Origin of the sequence: Rhodococcus coprophilus NBRC 100603 (genome assembly GCF_001895045.1) — a bacterium.
Lineage (GTDB): Bacteria > Actinomycetota > Actinomycetes > Mycobacteriales > Mycobacteriaceae > Rhodococcus > Rhodococcus coprophilus.
In genome coordinates, this window is sequence record NZ_BDAM01000014.1 from 1 (window position 1) to 8926 (window position 8926).

Genomic DNA, 8926 nt, shown 5'->3' on the forward strand with positions numbered 1-8926 from the left:
CGATCCGGATTCCACCGCATACAACATTCCGCTCGCCCTGCGGATGACCGGTGCACTGGACGTCGGAGCGCTTCGCGACGCGGTCGCGGATCTGGTCTCCCGGCACGAATCACTGCGCACCGTCTACCCGGAGACGGAGTCCGGTCCCGTTCAGCGCATCCTTCCGGCGGCGCAGGCGTCGGTGGACCTGACCCCGGAAGATGTCACGGCGACAGACCTCGAGACCCGGATGCGCGAGATCGTCTCGGCCGGATTCGACGTGACGACGAACGTGCCCGTGCGTATGCATCTGCTGCGCGTAACCGACGAGGACCATGTGCTGGTGACGGTCGTGCACCACATCAGTGGCGACGGGTCCTCGATGGTGCCGCTGGTGCGTGACGTGATGACGGCGTATTCCGCGCGGACCGCCGGAACCGAACCGGTTTGGGCGCCGTTGGAAGTGCAGTACGCGGACTACACGTTGTGGCAGCGCGAGGTGCTCGGCTCCGAAGACGACCCGGACTCGACCGCCGCGAAGCAGCTCGCCTATTGGCGTGAGTCCCTGGCCGACCTGCCCGACCAGCTGGATCTCCCGCTCGATCGACCGCGGCCGGCACAGCAGAACTTCCGCGGTGACCGTGTGGAGTTCCGCATCGGTGCCGACCTGCACGATGAGCTACGCGACCTCGCTCGGGCGCAGAATGCCACGGTGTTCATGGCCGTGCATGCCGCGTTCGCGGCGCTGCTAGCCCGGCTGTCGGGTTCCGGTGACATCGCGGTCGGCACACCCATCGCGGGCCGTGACCAGCAGGCAACCGACGACCTTATCGGCATGTTCGTCAACACACTCGTGCTGCGACTGCAGGTGGACGGCGGCAACTCCTTCGGTGATCTGCTCGTCGCTGCCCGTGAAACGGATCTGCAGGCGTTCGCGCATGCCGATATACCGTTCGAACGACTCGTCGAGGTCCTCAATCCGGCGCGCTCGACCGCACGGCACCCGCTTTTCCAGGTCGGATTCTCATTCCAGAACCAGCGCCGCTCGGAACTCGAGTTGCCCGGTCTCGACGTAACGCCGATCGACCTCGAAGGTGGCGTCGCACAGTTCGACATGCACCTGATCGTCACCGACCGTTACCGCGAGGACGGAACGCCGGACGGCATCGACGCCGTCCTCACCTACGCGACGGATCTGTTCGAGCGGGAGACCGTGGAAGCGGTCGCGGACAGGTTCGTGCAGCTACTCGGTGCGTTCGTCGAGGATCCCGCTGCGCCGGTCGGCGACCACCTTCTGCTTCTCCCGTCCGAGCGCCACGTTCTCGCCGAACGGAACGAGACCACCCAGGACACCGGCGTATCCGCCACCCTCGTAGACCTGTTCGACGAGCAGGTCGCCACCCGGCGCGATGCCGTGGCCCTCGACTACGAGGGCCGGCAGTGGACATACGGCGAGTTCGACTCGTCGGTGAACCGGCTCGCCCGTCATCTGATCTCACTCGGTGTTGGACCCGAAGACCGTGTCGCACTTGCAGTTCGGCGTTCGCCTGAACTGCTGGTCGGGATGTATGCGATCGCCAAGACCGGCGCCGCATATGTGCCCGTCGACCCCGCGCAGCCTGCCGAGAGGAACGCGTACATCCTCGACACCGCTGCACCCGCGGCGATCGTCACGACGAGTGCAGACCCGGTCGGACACGGGCAGGTTCGGGTGGTCGAACTCGACCGCGTCGACCTCTCCGATGTCGCGGACACACAGGTCACCGATGTCGAGCGGACCGCGCCGCTACGGCCGGACCACACGGCCTACGTGATCTTCACATCGGGTTCGACGGGCAGGCCGAAGGGTGTTGCCGTTCCGCACGCCGCGATCGTGAACCAGTTGCTGTGGAAGCGCAGCTTCTTCGGACTCGGCCCGGACGATGCCGTGCTCCTCAAGACGGTCGCCACCTTCGACCTGTCGGTGTGGGAGTTCTGGTCGGCGCTCACGTCCGGTGCGCGTCTGGTCGTGGCAACTGCGGACGGTCATCAGGACCCCGACTACCTGCTCGGACTGCTCCGTGACCGCAACGTCACCACGTTGCACACTGTTCCGTCCATGCTGTCGATGCTCATGACCGTGGCGGCGGGCCCGCTTTCCCCGTCGCTGCGTCGCGTCCTCGCGATCGGCGAGGCCCTGCCGGCTCCGGTGGCACAGCAATTCCGCCAGGCGAATTCGGCGGCGTTGTTCAACCTGTACGGCCCGACCGAAGCTGCCGTCTCGGTCACCGTTCACGAGGTCGACGATGCCGACACGGTCATCGTCCCGATCGGTGTGCCCGAGTGGAACACCGCCGTCCACGTTCTCGACGGGCGGCTGCGTCCGGTCGCCCCGGGTGTGGCAGGCGAGTTGTACCTCGCGGGTGCCCAACTGGCGCGTGGCTACCACGACCGCCCCGACCTGACGGCCGACAGATTCGTCGCGGATCCGTTCGGCGGCGGACGCATGTACCGCACCGGCGACATCGTGCGATGGAACCGGGACGGCCGACTCGAGTACCTCGACCGCGCCGACTTCCAGGTGAAGATTCGCGGATACCGGATCGAACTCGGCGAGATCGAGGTCGCTCTGCGCGACCTCACGGACGTGCGCGACGTCGCTGTCGTGGTGCGCTCCGACGCCCGGACCGGCGACCGGCTGATCGCATACGTCGTTCCGGCCGATGGGCGATTCGACGAGAACGATGTCCGTTCCGCACTCGCCGAACGGCTTCCGTCGTACATGGTGCCGTCGGCATTCGTGGAACTCGATGCGCTGCCGCTCAGCACCAACGGCAAACTCGACCGGGCGGCGCTGCCCGATCCCGGCGTCGAGGCAGGCGAGTTCCGCGCACCGACCAATCCGGTCGAGGAGGTCGTCGCGGATGCAGTGGCCGAGTTGCTCGGTGTGGAGCGGGCTGGTCTCGACGACGACTTCTTCGCCCTCGGCGGCAATTCTCTGCTCGCGACACAACTCGCGGCACGTCTCGGCGCGGCGCTCGACACGAAGGTGGCCGTGCGGAAGGTGTTCGAGGCACCCACGGTGGGGGCCCTTGCGGCCCATATCCAGCCTTCCGTCGGGGAGGGGGCTCGCGCCCCCCTCGTCGCCGGACCACGGCCCGAACGCATTCCGTTGTCGTTGGCGCAGCAGCGGATGTGGACCCTGAACCGGGTCGATCCCGACTCCGGTGTCTACAACATCCCGGTTGCCGTGCGCTTGACCGGTGAACTCGACACCGAGGCCCTCCAGAACGCGGTCTTCGACCTGTTCGCGAGGCACGAGGTACTCCGGACCGTCTACCCGGACACCGAGGACGGCCCCGTGCAGATCGTCCTGCCGGTTGCGGAGGCCGTTCCGGCTCTGACCCCGATCGATGTGACCCCCGGCGAACTCGTCGACCGTCTCACCGAGATCCTCGGCGCCGGATTCGACGTCACCGTTTCGCCGCCTCCGGTGCGGATGGCGGTGTTCCGGATCTCGGCGAGCGAACATGTGCTGGCCGTGGTCGCTCACCACATCGCCGCGGACGGTTACTCGATGCGGCCGCTCGTCCGCGACGTGATGCTCGGCTACACCGCCCGTGCGCAGGGACAAGCCCCGGGCTGGGCGCCACTCGAGGTGCAGTACGCGGACTACACGCTCTGGCAGCAGTCCGTTCTCGGTTCCGAGGACGATCCGGACAGCGAACTGTCACGTCAACTCGATTACTGGGCAAGTGAACTCGCGGGCGCACCCGAAGTGCTCGAGCTCCCCACCGACCGTCCGCGACCGGCCCGGCAGTCCACCGCGGGTGCATCGATCACCTTCGACGTCGGTGAGGAACTCGCCGTCCGTATCGAGAAGGTCGCACGGGAACACCACGCCACCGTATTCATGGCGATGCACGCCGCCTTCGCGGTGCTGCTCTCCAGGCTGTCCGGCAGCGACGACATCACCGTGGGCACTCCGACGGCGGGTCGTGGTGAAGAAGCACTCGACGGTCTCGTCGGCATGTTCGTCAACACCATGGTGCTCCGTACCCGCGTCATCGGTTCATCGACGTTTTCGGAACTGCTGGAACAGGCCAGGGAAAAGGATCTCGCCGCGTTCGGCAACGCGGACGTGCCGTTCGAACGGGTCGTGGAACGTCTCGGGGTGCGGCGGAGCAGCTCGTACACACCGCTGTTCCAGGCGATGCTGACGTTCCAGAACATCGAAACCGGGACGTTCGAACTGCCGGGTCTGGCAGTGACTCCGCTCGAGACGGGCGTAGACCAAGCGAAATTCGATCTGCAGTGCACGATCGTCGAACAGTTCTCGCCGGGTGGTGCGCTTCAGGATCTCGCGGTGACCTTCACCTACGCCACGGCGTTGTTCGACGCGGCAACGGTGGAAACGTTCGGTCGTCGCTTCGTCAGGATCCTCGATGCCGTCGCCACCGACCCTCGCACGGTGCTGCGGTCGATCGACATCCGTTCGGACGAGGAACGTGCGCGTGCCGCACGGCCGCAGAAGGCGCGAACGGTGGCGGATCTTCCCGCACTCGTGACGGCAGCAGCCACGGTCGCACCCGACACGGTCGCCTTCGTGCACGGTGAACGCGAAGTCACATTCGGTGAGTTCGCTGGACGCCTGGACACGATGACGACGACCACAGGCGGTGCGCTGACCGCGGAAGCGCTCGTATCGGTGGTGCTCAACGGGTTGGTGCCGGGAATGCTGCCAGAACTTGGGGCGGACGGTCTCGCGCAACTCGTGCGTCAGGTGATCGCCCAGGCAGAGGGAGTGATCTCCGCGGATTAGTTCTGCGTCGGTCCGTTCGGGATAATCGAGGATCGGATGTCGTTCGACGCTCGGACAGTACCGTCGGGGGTCGCGTGAGCGATACAGCGAGCGCAGGTTATTTCAGGAGGATGGGGTAGATGACGAGTGACGTGGCGGGCAATCCGGCGTTGGCAATCGGCGATCTGCCTCGGGTGCTCGCCGCCGTGGCGGACGTCGAGCCCGACCGTGTAGCCCTCGTCGACGGCGAGACCCGGCTTACCTACGGCAGCCTGCACCAGGAGATAACGACCCTCGACGCGGCGATGGGTGGCGCGCTCGGGTTCGACGCCCTCCTCCCCGTCGTGCTGTCGAACGTCGCCCCCGGACTGCTCGGCGGCGGAGGACTTCCCGCGGTCGTCGATTCGCTTCTCTCCGACGCTCTGGTGGTGCTCGGAGACGACGCGGTCGCGCCGGCGGCAGCCGACCCGAACACCCTCGCCGCAAAGTTCGATGCGCAGGTGGCCGCGACACCGGACGCGACGGCGCTCCGATTCGAGAACGACACCCTGACCTATCGCGAGTTCGATGCTCGCGCGAATCGCCTCGCGCGGCACCTGATCGACCTCGGTGTGGGGCCCGACGTTCGCGTCGGTCTCGCCGTCCGGCGGTCGCTCGAGTTGCTCGTCGGCATGTACGCGATCGTCAAGGCCGGCGGCGCATACGTGCCTCTCGATCCCGATCACCCGGCCGATCGACTCGCGTACGTCCTCGAGATCGCCGAACCCGCAGTCGTCGTCACGACCGCACGAGACGACGTGGACCTGCCCGCTACGGTCCCTGCGGTGGCAGTCGACACGATCGACCTGTCGGGCGTCTCCGACGAACCCGTCCGGCCCGAGGAGCGGACGGGCGTGCTGACCGCCGACCACCTGGCGTACGTCATCTTCACCTCCGGATCCACGGGGCGTCCCAAGGGCGTGGCGGTCGAACACCGTGCGATCGTCGCGAACATCGCCTGGCGTCAGGCCGAGTACGGAATGCGCGCCGACGACGTGGTTGTGCAGAAGACCCCGTTCACGTTCGACGTGTCGGTGTGGGAGTTCTTCTGGCCGCTACAGGTGGGAGCGTGCCTGACGATCGCAGCGCCCGACGGCCATCGCGATCCGGGGTACCTCGCCCGCACCATGATCGACCACGGCGTGACCATCGCTCACTTCGTACCGTCGATGCTCGCGGTGTACCTCGAGGAGCCTGCCGCTGCATCGGTGACCTCCCTGCGCTACGTCTTCGCGTCCGGTGAGGCCCTGCCTCCGCAGACGGTGGCGCGGTTCCATCAACTGTCCTCGGCGAGCCTGCACAATCTGTACGGGCCCACCGAAGCCGCGGTCGACGTCACCTACTACGCCACCGCGCCCGGCGACACCGTCGTCCCTATCGGCGCGGCGGTTGCCGACACCGGTCTCTACGTTCTGGACGAGGGTCTGCGTCCGGTTCCGGACGGATCCGAGGGCGAGTTGTACCTCGCCGGGGTCCAGTTGGCGCGTGGCTACCTGCAACGCCCCGATCTGACCTCCGACCGGTTCGTCGCAGACCCGTTCGGCGACGCCGGCGACCGCATGTACCGGACCGGCGACCTCGTGAAGACGAACTCCGACGGGCAACTCGAGTACATCGGCCGCACCGACTTCCAGGTCAAGCTCCGCGGACTGCGCATCGAACTGGGAGAGATCGAATCGGCGTTGCTCGACCACCCGACGGTGCGTCAAGCCGTGGTGGTGGTGCACCACGAACCCACCCTCGGCGACCACCTCGTCGCCTACCTCGTCACCGACGGCCGCGAGATCGACCGCACCGAACTCGCAGACGCGGTGCGGCGGCGTCTTCCCGGTTACATGGTGCCCTCGCTGTTCGTCGCACTCGACGCCTTCCCGCTGGGCGCGAGCGGAAAACTCGACCGAAAGTCGTTGCCGGAACCCGACTTCAGCTCACTCCAGCGGGAGTACCGCGCGCCGTCCACCCCGACCGAACACACTGTGATTGCTGCCTTCGAGCAGGTTCTCGGCGTCGAAGGACTCGGCGTGGACGACGACTTCTTCGACCTCGGCGGCAACTCGCTCAGTGCGACCCGCGTGGTGGCACGACTCGGTGCCGACCACAACGTCCGCATCGACGTCCGCGAGTTCTTCGATGCGCCGACCGCCGCCGAACTCGCGGTTCTCGTCGACGCCGCATCGGCTTCCGGGGGCGACACGCGTGCGCCGTTGGTCGCCCAGGTACGTCCGAATCGGGTGCCGTTGTCGCTGGCGCAGCAGCGAATGTGGTTTCTCAACCGACTCGATCCCGACTCTGCGGTGAACAACATCGCGTTGGCGATACGGCTCGTGGGACGCGTCGAGGTCGAGGCCCTGTCGTCCGCGGTCTCCGACGTGATCGCCCGGCACGAGTCGCTCCGGACGATCTACCCGGACGACGAGGGGGTCGGCAGCCAGCAGGTGCTGCCGGTCTCGGAATTCGTCGTCGACGTGACGCCCGAACCGATCTCCCCGAACGACGTGGTCGCCCGCGTCACCGACATCGTCTCCGAAGGATTCGACGTCACCCGTCAGGTGCCGTTCCGGGTGCGGGTGCTGCGTGTCTCCGACCAGGAGTACGTGCTGGTGGTGGTGGTCCACCACATCTCCGCCGACGGATTCTCCGCCGGCCCTCTGACACGAGATGTCATGTCCGCCTACGTGTCCCGGGCATCGGGTAGTGCTCCGCAGTGGGAACCCCTCGAGGTGCAGTACGCCGATTACGCACTCTGGCAGCGCGAGGTGCTCGGCAGCGAGGACGACCCGTCGTCGCTCATGGCACAACAACTCGACTACTGGCGCCGGACGCTGGCGGAGCTTCCCGACGAGCTGGAGCTTCCACGGGATCGCCCGCGCCCCGCGGTGGCGAGCAACCGAGGAGCATCGCACCGGGTCGACGTCGGTTCCGACCTGCGTCGTCGTATCGCAGAGCTCGCGCGCCGGCAGGGCTCGACCGAGTTCATGCTGGTGCACGCCGCGTTGGCAGTGCTGCTCGGCCGGTTGTCGGGCACCGACGACATCGTCGTCGGATCACCTGTCGCCGGTCGCGGGGATGCCGCGCTGGACGATGCGATCGGCATGTTCGTCAACACCCTGGTCCTCAGGACTCCGATCGACACCTCCCGCTCGTTCGACGACGTGCTCGGCAGCGTGCGCGATGTGGACCTGGAGGCGTTCGCGCATGCGGATGTGCCGTTCGAGCGGTTGGTCGAGGTGCTCGATCCTGCGCGTTCGCAGGCGCGTCATCCGCTCTTCCAGGTGATGCTGACCTTCCAGAACATGCCCGTCACATCCCTCGAGCTCCCCGGCCTGTCGGTCGAGGCACTGGAATTCGACACGGCGATCGCGAAGTTCGATCTTCAGGTGACCGTCACCGATCTGGTCGGGTCGGGTGAGCAGTCGCAGGGTTTCGGCGTCGAGTTCACCTACGCGACCGATTTGTTCGATGCTTCGACGGTTCAGGGGTTCGCGGAGCGGTTCGTGCGGATCCTCGAGGCGGTCGTCGCCGATCCGTCGCGGCGGGTGGGGGATATCGATCTGCTCGGTGCCGACGAGCGTATTGCGGTGCTCGAGCGGTGGAACGATACGTCGCATCCGGTGCCCGAAGGAACGTTGTTGGATCGGTTCGATGCGCAGGTCGCTGCGTCGCCGGATGCGGTGGCGGTGGTGTTCGAGGGCGTGTCGTTGACGTACGCGCAGTTCGATGCGCGGGTCAATCGGGTTGCGCGGTATTTGATCTCGCGGGGTGTGGGTCCGGAGACGACGGTGGGGTTGGCGGTGCGCCGGTCGTTGGATCTGTTGGTGGGGATGTATGCGATCGTGCGGGCGGGTGGCGCGTATGTGCCGATCGATCCGGATCATCCGGCAGATCGCATCCGGCATGTGCTCGATATTGCTGCCCCGGTGTGTGTGGTGACGACGGCCCGCGATGGGTTCGAGGTGCCGTCCGGGGTAGATGTCGAGGCGGTGGTGATCGATCGGCTCGATCTCGCGGGGGTCTCTGCCGAGCGGATCGGTGATGGGGAGCGGCGGGACGTGCTCCGCCCAGGCAATACGGCGTATGTGATTTTCACGTCGGGTTCGACGGGGCGGCCGAAGGGTGTGGTGGTGTCGC

Annotated in this window: 2 protein-coding genes; both read left to right on the forward strand. The window is 66.7% G+C overall.

Annotation, left to right across the window (positions count from 1 at the left end; genetic code table 11):
* Positions 1–4780: non-ribosomal peptide synthetase (locus RDCOP1_RS21005; protein WP_255311427.1), on the forward strand; the 4780-nt coding region annotated here is incomplete at its 5' end.
* 119 nt (positions 4781–4899) lie between these two features.
* A partial coding sequence (locus RDCOP1_RS21010) for a non-ribosomal peptide synthetase (protein ID WP_143152202.1) occupies positions 4900–8926 on the forward strand: 4027 nt, incomplete at its 3' end.